Below are 17468 nucleotides of genomic sequence, written 5' to 3' on the forward strand. Positions count from 1 at the left end.
CATGGCGACCTTCGTGCACCTGACGGCCGCGGCCACCGTCCCGCGGATCCGGCGGGCCGGCGTACGAGCCCTCAGCCGGGGGCGCGGCAGCGGGCTCGGCGCCGCCGGGCGGGGCGTCTACCTCTTTCCCGTCCTGCCGTCGTACACGCTGACCCACCAGTGGCTGCGCGAGCTGGCCCGCCGGCCCGGGCCCGGCACCTTCGTCGCCGTGCACGTCACCCTCGCGGGCGGGGAGCCGGTCACCGTCGGGCGGTACGGCGATCGGGAGCCCCGGGAGACGACCGCCGCCGAGGCGGTGCGCACGGTGGGCGCGCTCGACGATCCGCGCGGGTGGGAGGTGTTCCTGCCCCGGGCGGTCACCCGGCGCGAGGTACGAAGCGTCCGACGGGTCCGGCAGGTCACCGGGTGGCGGTACTTCCCCGACGCCCACGGCAGGACGCCCTGCACCTGCCACGGCTGCCGGGTGCGCGGTGAATACGGCTCCCGGAGGCTGCGTGAGCGCCGGCCGCATCCGCTGGACGGCCCCCCTCCCCCGCCCCGCGAACTGCTCGCCCGGGTCGAGGCGGCCGAGGCCGAGGGGGATGCCGTCGCGCTGCGCGAGGCGCTGCGCTGGTACGGGATGCGGCGGCGCGGGCCCCTGGAGCGGCTGGCCCGGCTGGCCCGGCACCCCGACGCCGGCGTGCGGACCGCGCTCGTCGAGGCCGTGGCGTACTGGTCCACGCCCGGAGTCGCGGCGCTGCTCGGGGAGTTGGCGCGGGATCCGCACCCGGACGTCAGGGAAGCCGTCGAGGACGCCATGGAGGCGCTCGTCCGCTGAGCGAACGCGGCTGACCGGTTTCCGCTCTTGACGACAAGTCAAACTCTCCCCGAACATTCAGCGCACGCACCACCCGTACAGCTCCAGCGCCTCGTGGCACCCACGCCCCGGGGCGTCTCGCACGTTTCCGTCCCATCCCCGTTCGGAATCCGGAGCCCCCACATGAAGTTCTCCGTTCCCAGACGTGCCGCCGCGCTCTCCGCCGTCGCCGCGCTCGCCCTCGCCGGTTTCACCGGCGCCTCCGCGAACGCCGCGCCCGCCGCGCCTTCCGCCGTCGCCGCACCCGACATCCCGCTGGCCAACGTCAAGCAGCACCTCGCCGACCTCCAGTCGATAGCCAACGCCAACGGCGGCAACCGCGCCCACGGCCGTACCGGCTACAAGGCGTCCATCGACTTCGTGAAGGCCAAGCTGGACGCGGCCGGATACACCACCACCGTCCAGCAGTTCACCTACAACGGCACCACCGGCTACAACCTGATAGCCGACTGGCCCGGCGGTGACCCCGGCCAGGTCCTCATGGCCGGCGCGCACCTCGACTCGGTCTCCTCCGGCGCCGGCATCAACGACAACGGCTCCGGCTCGGCCGCCGTACTGGAGACCGCGCTCGCCGTCTCCCGGGCCAACCTCCAGCCCACGAAGCATCTGCGCTTCGGCTGGTGGGGCGCCGAGGAGCTCGGCCTCGTCGGGTCGAAGCACTACGTCAACCAGCTGCCCACCACCGAGCGGGCGAAGGTCTCCGGCTATCTGAACTTCGACATGATCGGGTCGCCGAACCCGGGCTACTTCGTCTACGACGACGACCCGACGATCGAGCAGACCTTCAAGAGCTACTTCGCCGGGCTCGGGGTGCCGACCGAGATCGAGACGGAGGGCGACGGCCGCTCCGACCACGCCTCCTTCAAGAACGTGGGCATACCCGTCGGCGGTCTGTTCACCGGCGCCAGCCGGGTCAAGACCAGCGCGCAGGTCCAGAAGTGGGGCGGGACGGCCACGGCCTTCGACCGCTGCTACCACTCCTCCTGCGACACGACCGCGAACATCAACGACACCGCCCTCGACCGCAACAGCGACGCCGTCGCCCACGCGATCTGGACGCTGTCGGCCGGTACGACCACGCCTCCCGGCCAGGTCTTCGAGAACACCGCCGACGTGTCGATCCCGGACAACGGCGCCGCGGTGACCTCCACGGTCAACGTCACGGGTGTCACCGGCAACGCGCCGTCCACCCTCAAGGTCGGTGTGGACATCGTCCACACCTGGCGCGGTGACGTCGTGGTCGACCTGATCGCCCCGGACGGCTCGGTCTACAACCTGAAGCCGTTCTCGTCCTCCGACTCGGCGGACAACATCCAGACCACGTACACGGTCAACGCCTCCAGCGAGGTCGCCAACGGCGCCTGGAAGCTGCGGGCCCAGGACAAGGCCGCGCAGGACACCGGCTACATCAACAGCTTCAAGCTGACGTTCTGAGCCCCGCACGCATCCGGTCGGGCTCGAGCTGAGCCTGACGCGTACAAGAACTCCCGGGTGGGTCGGTGACCATCGCCCCCGACCCGCCCGGGGTCCCAAGCGCCCTACTTGCCGGCGTTCGCCGCGGCCACCAGCGCGTCCTTCGTCACCGCGCCGACGTACACCCTGCCGTCGTCCGTCATCAGCGCGTTCACCAGCTTCGTCTTGAAGACGGTGCCCGAGCCGAACTTCCCGGTGACTTTGTCCCCGAGCGCGTCCAGGAAGCCCTGGACCTCCTTGGGGGCCTCGTCCGTCTTCGGGGCCGGGGCTCCGGTGTCGAGCTTGGCGATGGCCGTCCAGCCCTCGCCGATGACGTTCATGCCTTCGCCCTCGGCGCCGGCGAGGTCCGCGAGCCCGCCGAACTCCTTGGCGAAGTCCTCCGGGGCCTTCTCGTGCTCCGGACCGCCCTGCGTGACCTTCGCGCCCTTCGGCGCCTTGAAGTCGAACGTCGAGGCCGCCGGCTTGCCGAAGTCGACCTTCGTGAAGCCCGCGTCGACGACGGGCTTGCCGCCCTCGACCGACGCCAGCGTGAACTTCAGCGGGGTGCCCGTCGTGGCGTCCACCGCGACCTTCACCGACTCGACCGTCGAACCGCTCTGCTTCGGCTTGATCACCAGCTGGTACGCGTCCCGGCCGGCCACCTTCGCCGTCCCGCCGACCGTGATCGACGTCGTGCCCTCCGCGGCCTTCAGGACCTCGTCGGCGAGCTCCTTCGGCGTGGTCGGGAGCTCCTTCTCCGGCGCCTCGGCGGCCCCGTCCGCCTTCTCGTGGAAGACCTCGTTCGACTTGCTGTCGTACGCCCAGACGTCGTCGCCGTTGTGGATCAGGCTGTACTCGTCCAAGCCGTCCAGGATCGTCAGCTTCTGCCGGTCCGGGCCGTCGGCGGCCACGCGCAGCGTGTGCGTGCCCGCGGCCAGCTCCGTCAGCTTCTGCTGCGGGTCCGCGGAGGCCGAGCCGCCGGCCGCCCCGCCGAGGAGACCCGCGAAGGACGGCAGCCCCAGGTCGGTGCTGATCTTCATCGTGCCGGAGAGCGTCTGGGTGTCGGACGCGGCGATCTTCTCGATCAGCTGCTGCGCCGTAATCTCCGGCAGGTCCGGGTCGCCGGACGCCGCCAGGGCCGGTACGAGCCCGATGGTCGCCGCGGCCACCGCGGCCACCGCGACCGGGACGACGTAGCGGCTCGTCTTACGGGTGTCTGCCATGGTCTGCTCTACCTCCGTGGTCGATGACTCCATCTGACCAAAGCGGCGGTAAGGAATCGTCAGACTCCGGGCTCAACCTCACGTACTGCTACGGGATGACCCGACCCTGAGAGACCCCGCCCTCGCGGCGGACCGCCACGCCTGCCCCGGCGGTCGAGCACCCCCGTGAGCCAGGGTGACGGATGCCCCCTCGGCCGCGCGGTGGTGAGGCCGCGTCTCAGCCCGCGCGGTGGACCACCGCGTCGCACAGCTCCTGCAGGGCCGCCTTCGCGTACCCCTCCGGCAGCGGCGCCAGCATCGCGCGCGCCTCCTCGGCGTAGCGCACGGTGTCCCGGCGGGCCTGCTCCAGGGCGGGGTGGACCCGCAGCCGCCGCAGAGCCTCCGCGTGGCGGGCGTCGTCGGTGAGGTCGCCGTCGATGAGCTCGACCAGCTCCACGTCCTCCGGGCGCCCGTAGGCCGCCGCGGCGGCGCGCAGGTGGAGCACGGGCAGGGTCGGGATGCCCTCCCTGAGGTCCGTGCCCGGGGTCTTGCCGGACTCGTGGGAGTCGGAGGCGATGTCGAGGACGTCGTCGGCGAGCTGGAAGGCGACGCCGAGGCGCTCGCCGTACTGGGTGAGGGTGTCGACGACGCTCTCGTCCGCACCGGCCATCATCGCGCCGAAGCGGCAGGAGACGGCGACGAGCGAGCCGGTCTTGCCGCCGAGGACGTCGAGGTAGTGGTCGACGGGGTCGCGGTCGCCCTGCGGTCCGGCGGTCTCCAGGATCTGGCCGGTGACCAGGCGCTCGAACGCCTCGGACTGGATGCGTACGGCCTCGGGGCCGAGGTCCGCCAGCGTGTGCGAGGCGCGGGCGAAGAGGAAGTCACCCGTCAGGACGGCGATCGAGTTGCCCCACCGGGTGTTCGCGCTGTCGACGCCGCGCCGCACGTCGGCCTCGTCCATGACGTCGTCGTGGTAGAGCGTGGCGAGGTGGGTGAGCTCGACGACGACGGCCGAGGGCACGACACCCGGCGCGTAGGGGTCGCCGAACTGGGCGGCGAGCATCACGAGCAGCGGCCTGAAGCGCTTGCCGCCGGCCAGGACGAGGTGCTGCGCGGCCTCCGTGATGAACGGGATCTCGCTCTTGGTGGCGTCGAGGAGCCCTGCCTCCACGGCCGCCAACCCGGTCTGGACATCGGCCTCAAGAGCCTGGTCCCGCACGCTAAGACCGAACGGCCCGACGACGGTCACGAGGGGGTCTCCTGTCTGCTGACGCCTGCAACTACCTGCCGACGATCACACGGATTGTCGATGTGTCGCTCGATTCACTCAAGTCAGCGTATCCGGTCGCGTTTCGATCACCATGGGCGCCTTCCCGCCACCCCCGGTATGTTCGTGATCAGCTGATACGACCAGGAGTAGGCGCTTTGTCCCGAAGAGTGAGCGCGACCGACCCGAACAGGCGAGCGGCCGCCGCACATCCCGTCCCCTGAGGTGGGTCCGCCATGCGCATCCGTACCACCTTCCCGTACGAGACGACCCACGAGGACGTCCGGATCCCGCTCCCGGACGGTACGAGGCTGTACGCGCGGATCTGGCGGCCGGTCGCCGACGAGCCCGTCCCCGCCCTCCTCGAGCACCTCCCGTACGGTCTCACGGACCGGACCGCGGCCCGCGACGGGCAGCGCCATCCCTGGTACGCCGGGCACGGCTACGCCTCCGTACGCGTCGATGCGCGCGGGCACGGAAACAGCGAGGGCGTGCCCGGGGACGCGTACGACGCCGCCGAGCCGGCGGACGGCGTGGCGGTGGTGAACTGGCTCGCGGAGCAGCCCTGGTGCACGGGGCGGGTCGGCATGTTCGGCCTCTCCCGGGGCGGCTGCGACGCGCTCCGGGTCGCCGCGCTCGCCCCGGAGCCGCTGAAGGCGATCGTGACGGTCTGCTCGTCCGACGACCGCTACGACGACGGCGCGCACTACCGGGGCGGCTCCGTCCTCGCCGTGGAGACGCACGCCCGGGCGGCCGCCCTGCTGGCCGCCGCCTGCCGGCCGCCGGACCCGGCGTACGTGGGCGAGAAATGGCGCGAAATGTGGCTGCGGCGCCTGGAGGCGGTGGAGCCGCTCGTCCACACCTGGCTGGCGCACCAGACGCGGGACACCTACTGGCGGCACGGCGGCGTCCGCGAGGACCTCGGGGCGATCGAGGCGGCCGTCCTCGCGGTCGGCGGCTGGCACGACCCGTACCGGGACACGGTGCTGCGGCTGGTGGAACACCTCCCCCGGGACCGGGTGCGCGGGATCATCGGCCCCTGGTCCCACCAGTACCCGGACCGGGAGCTACCGCCGGGGCCGGCGATCGGCTTCCTCCAGGAGACGCTGAGGTGGTGGGACCACCACCTCAAGGGCATCGAGAACGAGGTCATGGCGGAACCGCCGCTGCGCTCCTGGATCAGCGCGTCGCACCCCCCGGCGACGGTCTACGAGGAGCTGCCGGGCCGCTGGGTCACCGACCCGGCCTGGCCGTCCCCGAACGTCACCCCCGTGACGTACGCCTTCCAGGGCGACCCGGTCGTGGTCGCCTCGCCGCAGCGGACCGGACTGGACGCGGGGCGCTTCGTGCCGTGCGGCGACGACGCGGACCTGCCGCCCGACCAGCGCGGTGAGGACGCCCACTCGGCCTGCTTCGACTTCCTGGTCCCCGCGGACGGCCCGCCGGTCGAGGTCCTGGGGCGCCCCCGCGTGAGCCTCGCTCTGACCGCCTCGGCCCCGAGGGGCCAGGTGATCGCGCGCCTCTGCGACGTCGCCCCGGACGGCTCCTCGACCATGGTCACACGAGGGGTGCTCAACCTCTCGGCACGCCTCGGCCTCGACCGGATCGTGGAGGCAAGGGTCGGGGCGGTCGAGGAGGTCGTCCTGGAGCTGAGCGGCATCGGCCACGGCTTCCCACCGGGACACCGGATCCGCCTGGCGGTCTCCTCCGCGTACTGGCCGTGGATCTGGCCCCAGCCGGACGCGGCGGGTTTCACCCTCGACCCGGCCGCCTCGCACCTGACCCTGCCGGTCCGCCGCCCCACGGACGACACGGTGGAGTGGCAGGAACCGGAACAGTCCGAACCGCCGGCCGTGGTGATCCCGACGACCTTGGAGGAGCCCCGCCCGGAGCGCCTGGTGGTACGGGACGTGGCGAAGGGCGAATGGAGGCTGGAGGTCGACCCCCGGTACGGCGGTACGCGGGTCCATCCGGACGGCCTGGAGCGCACCGAGGACGCCCTGGAGACCTACACGATCACCGAGACCGACCCGCTGTCGGCCCGCACCCGCTCCGACCGGTCGATCCGCGTGCACCGCCCGGACATGGCGTGGGACGTCACGATCGAGGCGCGCTCGGAGATCGCGTGCGACGCGGACGTATTCCTCACGTCGGACGAGGTGGTGTGCAAAGAGGCGGGGGAAGTCGTCTTCCACCGGACCTGGGAGAAAAGCATTCCACGGACGGCGGGGTGAACTCCGGCCGTACGGCCGGAGAAGAAAGGGGCCCGCATTCCTGGATGGAATGCGGGCCCCTCACTCACTGCGCTGATCAGGCGTTCGAACCGGCCTTGCGGCGACGGACGACGAACATCGCGCCGGCACCGAGCGCGACGGCCGCGGCGCCCGCGAGGGCGATCTGCGGAACGACGTCGTTCGAACCGGTGTTGGCGAGGTTCCCGTTGGTGGAACCGGTGGTTCCGCCGTTCACCGGGGTGGTGGAGGTGCCGCCCTGGCCGGTGGTGTTGGTGTTGCCCTTCTGGCCCTTGGCGTCGTCGACCTTGCCCGGGTTGCTGCCCTTGGCGAGGATGGCGAACTCGTAGTACTCCACGTCGGGAGTACCACCGCAGGACTCGTCCTCGTTCCAGTAGTCACCCGCGACGAAGGCGGCGCCCTGGCCGGCCGGGGCCTTGGCGTCGATCGTCAGCTTGAGCTTGACGTCGACGGAGGACTTGGCGTTGAGCGAACCGACGAACAGGCTCTCGTCGAAGTCGACGTCCTGCCACTTCGGGCTGGCCGCGGTGGACCACTCGAGGTCGAGGTACTCGTCGAGCTCCTTCATGCCCTTCTCGTCGAAGGCGTGGACAGCGGCGTACGGGTACACCTCGTCCATCTTCTTGCTCGTGCCGTTGGTGACGCGCACCGTGAAGTTGACCGTCGTACCGGCGACGACCTTCTCGGGCAGGCCCTGCACGACGGTGGTGAACTTGGGCTCCGGAACGCAGTCCTCGACCGGCTCCTCGCCCTCCTCGCCACCCTCTGCGGCCTCGGCGTCCGCGAGCGCCTTCTCGGCGGCCTTGAGGGTCGCGCGGGCGGCCTCCTTGCTCTGCCGGGCCGTCTCGATCTTCCGGGCCTCGGCGACCCGCGCGTCGTCGAGCTTCGTGCGCGCCTCCGTCGCCTTGGCGTCGGCGGCGGTCTTGTCGGCGGCCGCGGTCTCGGCGGCGGCCTTGGCCTCGTCGAGCTCCTTCTGGGCCTCGGCCTTGGCGGCGTCGTCGGCGGCGGCATCGAGCTTGGCCTGGGCCTCGACGACCTTGGCGTCGGCGGCGGCCTTGTCGGTGGCGGCCTTCTCGGCGAGTTCCTTCGTCTCACGGACGGTGATCTGAAGGGCGTGCTCCGGGTCCTCGAGCGCCTCGAACGCCGCCTGGGCGTTCTCGTGCGCGATGACGGCGATGTCGTACGCCGTCTGCGCGTCCGACACCGCCTTGCGCAGCTGCTCCAGCGTCGGCTTCTGGTCCTGCGTCTGCGCCGGCGCCGCCGGCTTCGTGTCCGCGAACGCCGGGGCGGCGGAAAGGAGGACGACCGGGGTCGTCACGGCGGCGGCCACGGCCGTCGCGAGAATGCGGCGAATCTTCAAGGCAGACCTTTTCTGGTCGAAAGAAGATGGATGAATGGAGGAAAGAAAGTGGGGGCGTCGCGCCTGCGGGGTCTACACGCGGTGCGACGCTGCCGAGATCGTATGGCCCCGATAAGCCTCTGGAAAAGGCCGAATTGAACGTGCTCAGCCGCACACCCGACCCACTGCGGGTATAAAGCGCGCGAACATGGACAGTTGTGCACGGAGGCCCCACTTTTTGTGTGACCCATGTCATCCGCGCCCGGCGGCCCGCCCCGTAACGTGTCCCCCACACCCGTGGAAAGCGAGGCAAGCACCGATGCCCGAGCAGTCCCCGCTCGACCTGGCCGAAGGCGATCCCTTCGGCCCGCACAACCTTCCGTACGGCGTCTTCTCCACCGCCGACGAGCCCGACCGGCGGAGGGTCGGCGTCCGCATCGGCGGTCATGTCCTCGACGCGGGGGCCGCCGCGCACGCCCTCGGTTCGCCGTACGCCGCGCTGCTCGCCCAGCCCAGCCTCAACCCGCTCCTCGCCGCCGGCCGGACCGCCTGGCGCGATGTGCGCCGGGCCCTGACGGCCTGGGTGACCGTGCCCGCGCACCGGCCGGAGATAGAGCCCCTGCTGCACCCGCTCGGCGCGGTCACGATGCACCTGCCGTACGAGGTCGCGGACTACGTCGACTTCTACGCGAGCGAGCACCACGCCACCAACGTCGGCCACATCTTCCGCCCGGACGGCGAGCCGCTCACGCCCAACTGGAAGCACCTCCCGATCGGCTACCACGGCCGCGCCGGCACGGTCGTCGTCTCCGGCACCGAGGTCGTGCGTCCCTCCGGGCAGCGCAAGGCGCCCACCGACCCGGCGCCGGTCTTCGGGCCCTCGGTGAAGCTGGACATCGAGGCGGAGGTCGGCTTCGTCGTCGGCACCCCGTCCGCCCAGGGAACGCCGGTCCCGCTCGGCGACTTCCGCGAGCACGTCTTCGGCCTCACGCTCCTCAACGACTGGTCCGCCCGGGACATCCAGGCGTGGGAGTACGTGCCGCTCGGCCCGTTCCTCGGCAAGTCCTTCGCCACGTCCGTCTCGGCCTGGGTGACCCCGCTGGAGGCCCTGGACGCGGCCCGCACGGCGCCGCCCGCCCGGGACTTCGACCTGCTGCCGTACCTGGACGACTCCGGCGAGGAGGAGCACGGCGGCTTCGACCTGCGGATCACCGTCGAGATCAACGGCCAGGTCGTCTCGGAGCCGCCGTTCGCCACCATGTACTGGACGGCCGCCCAGCAGCTCGCCCACATGACGGTCAACGGAGCGTCGCTGCGGACCGGTGACCTGTACGGCTCCGGTACGGTCTCGGGCCCCGAGGTGCACCAGCGCGGCTCGTTGCTCGAACTGACCTGGAACGGTCGCGACCCGCTCGAACTTCCCGACGGCAAGCGGACGTTCCTCGAGGACGGTGACGAGGTCACGCTGACCGCGTGGGCTCCGGGACCGGACGGCACGCAGGTCGCGCTGGGCGAGGTGACGGGCCGGATCGCTCCCGCGGTCTGACCCTCCAATGGGCCACCCCGCGTGCGGGGTCCCTCACCGGCGGCCCATGCTGCTGTCGGTGGGGGGACCCCGACACTCCCGTCCAAGGAGCACGCAGATGCCCGCACGACCCCGCCCGCTCATAGCCGCGCTCGGCCTCGCCGCCGCCACCTCGCTGGCCCTGGGGACCGCCCCGGCCTCGGCCGCGAAGGGCCACGACTGGCCCCATCCGGGCCTGGAGAGGGCCTACGACGCCACGGTGAAGTACAAGTCCGAGCAGGCCGCCCTGAAGGACGGCTACCTGCGGACGGACGAGTGCGTCGAGGACGAGAAGCTCGGCGGCATGGGTTACCACTACGTCAAGCCGGCCCACATCGGCTCGACCGACCCGGCCAAGCCCGCGGCCCTGCTCTACCAGGACGACCACAAGGGCGGGCGCAAGCTCGTCGCGCTCGAGTACGTCGTCCTCAACACGGGCCAGCCGAGGCCACAGATCTTCGACCGGGGCTTCGACGGCCCGAGCGTCCTTCCCGAGCTGGGGAGCCACTACTCCCTGCACGCCTGGATCTTCAAGAAGAACCCGGCGGGCGTGTTCGCCCCGTTCAACCCGCGGGTGCACTGCGAGTGCCCGCCGGACGAGGCGACGTCGTAGTCACGCGTCAGGGCCCGGTCGCCGCTCGCGCGGAGACCGGGCCCTGAGTCGCGTACGGCCGCGGCTACCGGACGAAGACGCTCGCCTGGTTCGCCAGGTCCAGGAAGTACTGGGGCGCCAGGCCGAGCACCAGCGTCACGACCACACCGACCGTGATCGTCGCCGCCGTGAAGCCCGAGGGCACGGCGACCGTGGGGCCGTCCGCCTTCGGCTCGCTGAAGAACATCAGCACGATCACCCGGATGTAGAAGAACGCGGCGATCGCCGACGAGATGACGCCGACCACGACCAGCGCGCCCGCGCCGCCCTCCGCCGCCGCCTTGAAGACCGCGAACTTGCCGGAGAAGCCGGACGTCAGCGGGATGCCGGCGAAGGCGAGCAGGAAGACGGCGAAGACGGCGGCCACGAGCGGCGAACGACGGCCGAGGCCCGCCCACTTGGACAGGTGCGTCGCCTCGCCGCCCGCGTCCCGCACCAGCGTCACGACGGCGAACGCGCCGATCGTCACGAAGGAGTACGCGCCCAGGTAGAACAGCACCGACGAGATGCCGGTGGGTGTCGCGGCGATGACACCGGCCAGCAGGAAGCCCGCGTGCGCGATGGAGGAGTACGCGAGGAGCCGCTTGATGTCGGTCTGGGTGATCGCGACGATCGCGCCGCCCAGCATGGTGACGATGGCGACGCCCCACATGACCGGCCGCCAGTCCCAGGTGAGGCCCGGCAGCACCACGTACAGCAGGCGCAGCAGCGCGCCGAACGCGGCGACCTTCGTGGCGGCCGCCATGAAGCCGGTGACGGGGGTGGGCGCGCCCTGGTAGACGTCCGGGGTCCACATGTGGAACGGCACGGCGCCGACCTTGAAGAGCAGGCCCATCAGGACCAGGGCGAAGCCGATGAGCAGCAGGACGTCGTTGCCCATCGTCCCGGCGAGGGCCGGGTCGACGGCGGTGACCGAGCCGTCGACGACGTCGGCGATGGTGGCGTACGAGACGGAGCCCGCGTAGCCGTACAGCAGGGCGATGCCGAAGAGCAGGAACGCCGAGGAGAAGGCGCCGAGGAGGAAGTACTTGACCGCCGCCTCCTGTGACATCAGCCGCTTGCGGCGGGCGACGGCGCAGAGCAGGTAGAGCGGCAGGGAGAAGACCTCGAGGGCGATGAAGAGCGTCAGGAGGTCGTTGGCCGCGGGGAAGACCAGCATGCCGGCGACGGCGAACAGCGCCAGCGGGAACACCTCGGTGGTGGTGAACCCGGCCTTGATCGCCGCCTTCTCCTGCTCGCTGCCGGGGACGGCGGCGGCCTCGGCGGCGAAGGAGTCGACCTGGTGGCCGTGGTGGACCGGGTCGAGCCGGCGCTCGGCGAAGGTGAAGACCGCGACGATCGAGGCCAGCAGGATGGTGCCCTGCAGGAAGAGTGCCGGGCCGTCCACGGCGATGGCGCCCATGGCCGCGATGTGGGCCTTGGTGGAGCCGTAGCCTCCGGCGGCGAGGCCGACGATCGCGGCGAAGGCGGCGACGAGCGCGAGGACGCTGAGGAAGACCTGGCTGTGATAGCGGCCCCTGCGGGGCACGAATGCCTCGACGAGGACGCTGAGGACCGCGGCGCCGACCACGATGAGGACCGGCGAGAGCTGGACGTACTCGATGTGGGGTGCGGGAATCTTGCTCACGGGATCCGCGGCCGTCGTCCACAGGCTGTGGACGGCGGGCGCGACGGCGGATGCACTCACTTGGCCGCCTCCACTTCGGGCTGGGGGTCCTTTTGCTGGACGTCGGACATGGTGTGCTGCACGGCCGGGTTGACGATGTCCGTCAGCGGCTTCGGGAACACCCCGAGGAAGATCAGCAGGGCGATCAGCGGGGTGACCACGACCAGTTCACGCACCCGCAGGTCCGGCATCGTCCGGACCTCCTCCTTCACCGGGCCCGTCATCGTCCGCTGGTACAGGACGAGGGTGTAGAGCGCGGCGAGGACGATGCCGGTGGTGGCGATGATGCCGGCCACCGGGTACCGGGCGAACGTGCCGACCAGGACGAGGAATTCGCTGACGAAGGGCGCGAGTCCCGGCAGAGAGAGGGTGGCCAGACCGCCGATCAGGAAGGTGCCGGCGAGCACCGGGGCGACCTTCTGCACACCGCCGTAGTCGGCGATGAGCCGCGAGCCGCGCCGGGAGATCAGGAAGCCGGCGACCAGCATCAGCGCGGCCGTCGAGATCCCGTGGTTGACCATGTAGAGCGTCGCGCCGCTCTGGCCCTGGCTGGTCATCGCGAAGATGCCCATGATGATGAAGCCGAAGTGCGAGATCGATGCGTACGCGACCAGGCGCTTGATGTCCCGCTGACCGACCGCGAGCAGCGCCCCGTAGACGATGCTGATCAGCGCGAGCGCGATGATCACCGGGGTGGCCCACTTCGACGCCTCCGGGAAGAGCTGGAGGCAGAAGCGGAGCATCGCGAAGGTGCCCACCTTGTCGACGACCGCGGTGATGAGCACGGCGACCGGCGCGGTCGCCTCCCCCATCGCGTTCGGCAGCCAGGTGTGCAGTGGCCACAGCGGCGCCTTCACCGCGAAGGCGAAGAAGAAGCCGAGGAACAGCAGCCGCTCCGTGGTGGTCGCCATCTCCAGCTGCCCGCTCGCCCGGGCCTCGGCGATCTCGGTGAGGGAGAAGTTCCCCGCGACCACGTAGAGCCCGATGACGGCGGCCAGCATGATCAGACCGCCGACCAGGTTGTAGAGCAGGAACTTGACGGCCGCGTACGAGCGCTGGGCCGCGGCGTTCTCGTCGGAGCCCGCGTGGGCCCGGTCGCCGAAGCCGCCGATGAGGAAGTACATCGGGATGAGCATGGCTTCGAACAGGATGTAGAAGAGGAAGACGTCGGTGGCCTCGAAGGAGAGGATCACCATCGCCTCGACCATCAGGATCAGGGCGAAGAAGCCCTGGGTCGGCCGCCAGCGCGACGACTTGGTCTCCAGGGGGTCGGCGTCGTGCCAGCCCGCCAGGATGACGAAGGGGATCAGCAGCGCGGTGAGCGCGATCAGCGCCACCCCGATGCCGTCCACGCCCAGTTCGTACCGGACCCCGAAGTCCTTGATCCAGGAGTGGGATTCGACGAGCTGGTAGCGGTCGCCACCGGGCTCGAAGCGGACCATGACGACCGCGGCGAGCACGAGGGTGACCAGCGAGACCAGCAGCGCCAGCCACTTGGCCGCCGTGCGGCGGGCCGCGGGCACGGCGGCGGTGAGGACGGCACCGACCGCCGGTACCGCTGCCGTGGCCGTCAGCAGGGGGAACCCCGCGTTGACTACTTGGGACATGGCGATCACACCGCCCTCATCAGCAGGGTCGCGGCGATCAGCACCGCCGTACCTCCGAACATGGAGACCGCATACGAGCGGGCGTAGCCGTTCTGCAGCTTGCGCAGCCGGCCGGACAGGCCGCCGACCGAGGCAGCGGTGCCGTTGACCACCCCGTCGACCAGGGTGTGGTCGACGTAGACGAGCGAGCGGGTGAGGTGCGTGCCGCCGCGGACGAAGACGACGTGGTTGAAGTCGTCCTGGAGCAGGTCGCGGCGGGCCGCGCGGGTGAGGAGCGAGCCGCGCGGCGCGGTGACCGGGACGGGCCTGCGTCCGTACTGGAGGTAGGCGAGCCCGACGCCGAGCACCATGACCGCGACCGTGGCGGAGGTGATGGCTCCGGCGCTGATCGGCGGGTGTCCGTGCTCGAACGAGGTGACGGGCTCCAGCCAGTGCACGAACCGGTCGCCGATGCCGAAGATCCCGCCCGCGAACACCGAGCCGAAGGCCAGCAGGATCATCGGGATCGTCATGGACCTCGGGGACTCGTGCGGGTGCGGCATCTCGCCGGGGTGCACCTCGATGCCGGGCTCGACACTGGGCGCCTTGTCCGGGTCGGGCGCCGGCTGCCAGCGCTTCTCGCCGAAGAAGGTCATGATCATCACGCGTGTCATGTAGTACGCGGTGATGGCGGCGCCCAGCAGGGCGACGCCGCCGAGGATCCAGCCCTCGGTGCCGCCCTTGGCGAAGGCCGCCTCGATGATCTTGTCCTTGGAGAAGAAGCCGGACAGGCCCGGGAAGCCGATGATGGCGAGGTAGCCGAGGCCGAAGGTGACGAAGGTGACCGGCATGTACTTCCGCAGGCCGCCGTACTTCCTCATGTCGACCTCGTCGTTCATGCCGTGCATGACCGAACCGGCGCCGAGGAAGAGCCCGGCCTTGAAGAAGCCGTGCGTGACCAGGTGCATGATCGCGAAGGCGTAACCGATGGGGCCGAGGCCCGCCGCCAGGATCATGTAGCCGATCTGCGACATGGTCGAGCCGGCGAGCGCCTTCTTGATGTCGTCCTTCGCGCAACCGACGATCGCACCGAAGAGGAGCGTGACCGCGCCGACCACGGTGACCACGAGCTGTGCGTCCGGTGCGCCGTTGAAGACGGCGGCCGAGCGGACGATCAGATAGACACCGGCGGTGACCATCGTGGCCGCGTGGATGAGGGCCGAGACCGGGGTCGGGCCCTCCATCGCGTCACCGAGCCAGGACTGCAGCGGCACCTGGGCCGACTTGCCGCAGGCGGCGAGGAGCAGCATCAGGGCGATCGCCGTCAGCGTGCCCTCGGACGTCTCGCCCGTGGACGAGAGCACCGGCCCGAAGGCGAAGGTCCCGAAGGTGGTGAACATGATCATGATGGCGATGGACAGGCCCATGTCGCCGACCCGGTTGACCAGGAAGGCCTTCTTCGCGGCGGTGGCCGCGCTGGGCTTGTGCTGCCAGAACCCGATCAGGAGGTACGAGGCGAGGCCGACGCCCTCCCAGCCGAAGTACAGCAGCAGGTAGTTGTCGGCGAGGACGAGGAGCAGCATCGCCGCGAGGAACAGGTTCAGATAACCGAAGAAGCGGCGCTTGCGCTCGTCGTGCTCCATGTACCCGATCGAGTACACGTGGATGAGCGTGCCGACGCCGGTGATCAGCAGCACGAACGTCATCGACAGCTGGTCGAGCTGGAAGGCGAGGTCCGCCTGGAAACCCTCGACCGGGATCCAGGTGAACAGCCGCTGGTGCAGCGCCCGGTCGTCGGCGCTCCTGCCGAGCATGTCGGCGAAGAGGACGGCGCCGATGACGAAGGAGACGGCCGCGAGCAGCGTGCCGAGCAGGGGCCCGGCCTTGTCCAGGCGCCGCCCGCCGCACAGCAGGACGGCCGCTCCCAGCAGAGGCGCCGCGACGAGCAGCGCAATCAGGTTCTCCACAATTCAGCCCCTTACAGCTTCATCAGGCTGGCGTCGTCGACCGAGGCCGAGTGGCGGGAACGGAACAGCGACACGATGATCGCGAGCCCGACCACGACCTCCGCGGCGGCGACGACCATCGTGAAGAAGGCGATGATCTGGCCGTCGAGGTTGCCGTGCATCCGGGAGAAGGCGACGAACGCGAGGTTGCAGGCGTTGAGCATCAGCTCCACGCACATGAAGACCACGATCGCGTTGCGCCGGATCAGCACCCCGGCCGCGCCGATGGTGAACAACAGGGCGGCGAGATAGAGATAGTTGACGGGATTCATCGCGTGGCCTCCTCATCGTCCCGGTCGCGGCCGAGCCGCTCCTCCGCGCGCTGCTCCAGCGCCTTGAGGTCGGCCAGTGCCTCGTTGGACACGTCCCGCACCTGGCCGCGCTTGCGCAGCGTCTGCATCACGGTCAGCTCGGCGGGGGTGCCGTCGGGCAGCAGACCGGCGATGTCCACCGCGTTGTGCCGGGCGTAGACACCCGGCGCGGGCAGCGGCGGCACGTGCTTGCCTTCCCGTACGCGCTGCTCGGCGAGCTCGCGCTGGGTACGGGCACGCTCCGTGCGCTCCCGGTGGGTGAGGACCATCGCACCGACGGCCGCGGTGATGAGCAGCGCGCCGGTGATCTCGAAGGCGAAGACGTACTTGGTGAAGATCAGGGCGGCGAGGCCCTCGACGTTCCCGCCGTGCGCGGTGTTGGCCGCGCCCAGTCCGTTGAACTCCGTCAGTGCGGCCTGGCCGATGCCGGCGATCAGCAGGATGCCGAAGCCGAGCCCGCAGGCCGCGGCCCACCAGCGCTGCCCCTTGATGGTCTCCTTCAGCGAGTCCGCGGCCGTGACACCGACCAGCATGACGATGAAGAGGAACAGCATCATGATCGCGCCGGTGTAGACCACGATCTGGACGATGCCGAGGAAGTACGCGCCGTTGGCGAGGTAGAAGACCGCCAGGACGATCATCGTGCCGGCCAGACAGAGGGCGCTGTGCATCGCCTTCTTCATCAGGACCGTGCACAGGGCGCCGATGACGGCGACGGTGCCGAGGACCCAGAACTGGAAGGCTTCGCCGTTCGAGGTCGTGTAGGCGGCGAGGGTGGTGTTCATACGTCCACCTCTTCCGGCTCGCCCTTCTCCCCCTTGGTGGTGGCGACCTGACGGACCGTGCCCGGCGCGGCCTCGGTGACGAGCCCCCGGTAGTAGTCCTGCTCGTCCATGCCAGGGAAGATGGCGTGCGGCGTGTCGACCATGCCCTCGTCCAGGCCCGCGAGGAGCTGCTCCTTGGTGTAGATCAGGTTCTCGCGGGAGGAGTCGGCCAGTTCGAACTCGTTGGTCATCGTCAGCGCCCGGGTGGGGCACGCCTCGATGCACAGCCCGCACAGGATGCAGCGGGCGTAGTTGATCTGGTAGACGACGCCGTACCGCTCGCCCGGGGAGTAGCGCTCCTCGTCGGTGTTGTCCGCGCCCTCCACGTAGATGGCGTCGGCGGGGCAGGCCCAGGCGCACAGCTCGCAGCCGACGCACTTCTCGAGACCGTCGGGGTGGCGGTTGAGCTGGTGCCGGCCGTGGAAGCGCGGCGCGGTCGTCTTCGGCTGCTCCGGGTACTGCTCGGTCAGCCGCTTCTTGAACATGGCCTT

The 17468-nt window shown here is 70.5% G+C and carries 14 protein-coding genes; 5 read left to right on the top strand and 9 right to left on the bottom strand.

What is annotated here, in order from left to right:
• The first annotated feature begins 1 nt into the window (after nt 1).
• Nucleotides 2-817 carry a HEAT repeat domain-containing protein gene (locus ACZ4VW_RS29075; RefSeq protein WP_467967484.1) on the top strand — a complete coding sequence of 272 codons (816 nt, stop codon included), beginning with the start codon at nt 2-4 and terminating at the stop codon, nt 815-817.
• Between the two features lie 162 nt (nt 818-979).
• Complete coding sequence (locus tag ACZ4VW_RS29080) at nt 980-2290, top strand: M28 family peptidase (RefSeq protein ID WP_467967486.1); 1311 nt, start codon at nt 980-982, stop codon at nt 2288-2290.
• Between the two features lie 104 nt (nt 2291-2394).
• Here ACZ4VW_RS29080 and ACZ4VW_RS29085 read toward each other — a convergent pair whose 3' ends face one another.
• Nucleotides 2395-3531, bottom strand: coding sequence for a LolA family protein (locus ACZ4VW_RS29085; protein ID WP_467967488.1), 1137 nt, complete (start codon nt 3529-3531; stop codon nt 2395-2397).
• A gap of 217 nt (nt 3532-3748) precedes the next feature.
• Nucleotides 3749-4759 carry a polyprenyl synthetase family protein gene (locus ACZ4VW_RS29090; RefSeq protein WP_467967491.1) on the bottom strand — a complete coding sequence of 337 codons (1011 nt, stop codon included), beginning with the start codon at nt 4757-4759 and terminating at the stop codon, nt 3749-3751.
• Nucleotides 4760-5013: 254 nt separating this feature from the next.
• Here ACZ4VW_RS29090 and ACZ4VW_RS29095 point away from each other — a divergent pair, with 254 nt between their 5' ends.
• Complete coding sequence (locus tag ACZ4VW_RS29095; protein WP_467967493.1) at nt 5014-7011, top strand: CocE/NonD family hydrolase; 1998 nt, start codon at nt 5014-5016, stop codon at nt 7009-7011.
• A 76-nt stretch (nt 7012-7087) separates the two neighbouring features.
• On the opposite strand, the gene ACZ4VW_RS29100 is transcribed toward ACZ4VW_RS29095, so the two are convergent.
• Nucleotides 7088-8389, bottom strand: coding sequence for an LAETG motif-containing sortase-dependent surface protein (locus ACZ4VW_RS29100; protein ID WP_467967495.1), 1302 nt, complete (start codon nt 8387-8389; stop codon nt 7088-7090).
• Nucleotides 8390-8687: 298 nt separating this feature from the next.
• Here ACZ4VW_RS29100 and fahA point away from each other — a divergent pair, with 298 nt between their 5' ends.
• Nucleotides 8688-9914 carry a fumarylacetoacetase gene (fahA, locus tag ACZ4VW_RS29105; RefSeq protein WP_467967496.1) on the top strand — a complete coding sequence of 409 codons (1227 nt, stop codon included), beginning with the start codon at nt 8688-8690 and terminating at the stop codon, nt 9912-9914.
• A gap of 97 nt (nt 9915-10011) precedes the next feature.
• Nucleotides 10012-10545, top strand: a complete 534-nt coding sequence (locus ACZ4VW_RS29110) for a hypothetical protein (protein WP_467967498.1) — start codon at nt 10012-10014, stop codon at nt 10543-10545.
• Between the two features lie 64 nt (nt 10546-10609).
• Here ACZ4VW_RS29110 and nuoN read toward each other — a convergent pair whose 3' ends face one another.
• Genes nuoN through nuoI form a run of 6 tightly spaced genes read right to left on the bottom strand, consistent with a single transcriptional unit; the run spans nt 10610 to nt 17462 of the window.
• A complete protein-coding gene (nuoN, locus tag ACZ4VW_RS29115; protein WP_467967500.1) occupies nt 10610-12271 on the bottom strand; it encodes an NADH-quinone oxidoreductase subunit NuoN in 1662 nt (553 codons plus the stop codon).
• On the bottom strand, nt 12268-13857 hold the full coding sequence (locus ACZ4VW_RS29120) for an NADH-quinone oxidoreductase subunit M (RefSeq protein WP_467967501.1): 1590 nt from the start codon (nt 13855-13857) through the stop codon (nt 12268-12270). The genes nuoN and ACZ4VW_RS29120 overlap by 4 nt, the downstream gene beginning before the upstream one ends.
• 5 nt (nt 13858-13862) lie before the next feature.
• Nucleotides 13863-15803, bottom strand: coding sequence for an NADH-quinone oxidoreductase subunit L (gene nuoL, locus ACZ4VW_RS29125; RefSeq protein ID WP_467967503.1), 1941 nt, complete (start codon nt 15801-15803; stop codon nt 13863-13865).
• Between the two features lie 11 nt (nt 15804-15814).
• Nucleotides 15815-16114 carry an NADH-quinone oxidoreductase subunit NuoK gene (gene nuoK, locus ACZ4VW_RS29130; RefSeq protein WP_069927518.1) on the bottom strand — a complete coding sequence of 100 codons (300 nt, stop codon included), beginning with the start codon at nt 16112-16114 and terminating at the stop codon, nt 15815-15817.
• Nucleotides 16111-16938 (bottom strand): NADH-quinone oxidoreductase subunit J, encoded by an 828-nt coding sequence (locus ACZ4VW_RS29135; protein WP_467967505.1) that lies wholly within the window; start codon nt 16936-16938, stop codon nt 16111-16113. Before ACZ4VW_RS29135 ends, nuoK begins: the two co-directional genes overlap by 4 nt.
• On the bottom strand, nt 16935-17462 hold the full coding sequence (gene nuoI, locus ACZ4VW_RS29140) for an NADH-quinone oxidoreductase subunit NuoI (protein ID WP_467967580.1): 528 nt from the start codon (nt 17460-17462) through the stop codon (nt 16935-16937). The genes ACZ4VW_RS29135 and nuoI overlap by 4 nt, the downstream gene beginning before the upstream one ends.
• Nucleotides 17463-17468 lie beyond the last annotated feature (6 nt).

It is taken from the genome of Streptomyces sp. NPDC029139 (assembly GCF_055564335.1).